The organism is Nocardiopsis halotolerans DSM 44410 (assembly GCF_000341065.1).
GTDB classification, from domain to species: Bacteria; Actinomycetota; Actinomycetes; order Streptosporangiales; family Streptosporangiaceae; genus Nocardiopsis; species Nocardiopsis halotolerans.
In genome coordinates this window covers 1-493 of sequence record NZ_ANAX01000242.1, presented here as the reverse complement: position 1 = coordinate 493, position 493 = coordinate 1, and the positions used below count along the sequence as shown (strand labels likewise).

The window sequence follows — 493 nt, the reverse complement described above, 5'->3', positions numbered from 1 at the left end:
CCAGCCGCAGCAGCGGCAGCGCCAGGACGAAGAAACCCGCGTAGTAGGTGAGGATGACGGCGACCGGGACCCCCAGGAGGTCCAGCCCGAGCCCCAGCACACCGATGAGTACGGCCCGGGTGAGGATCCGCACGACCGCCGCGCGCAGCGGGTCGCCGGCGACCGGGCGGGTGCGCCCTGTCATCATGGCCAGGGAGACGCCCGCCAGGAAGGCGAAGAGCGCCGAGGAGTTGCCGCGCACCACGCCGTGCACGTCCCAGGCGTAGTCCTCGGGCGACAGCAGACCCATCGACTCCACGCCGAGGTGGACGGCGAACATCCCGAACACCGCGAGGGCGCGGGCCGCGTCGATGCCGTCGATCCGCCCCTTGCGGGCGGGTGTGTCCGCGGACGCGGCGGGAATGTCGTCAGACCGGTTCTGTGCCACGACCGTCAGGCTATGCCCCCGGCACTCGCGGCACCAACGCCGCGGGCAGATGGCCGCAGGCGGCCA

Annotated in this window: 1 protein-coding gene; it reads right to left on the bottom strand. The window is 72.8% G+C overall.

Annotated features, from left to right (window positions below; translation table 11 throughout):
- The coding region (locus D455_RS0118840) for a heparan-alpha-glucosaminide N-acetyltransferase domain-containing protein (protein WP_026122766.1) at positions 1-427 on the bottom strand (427 nt) is incomplete at its 3' end.
- Positions 428-493 lie beyond the last annotated feature (66 nt).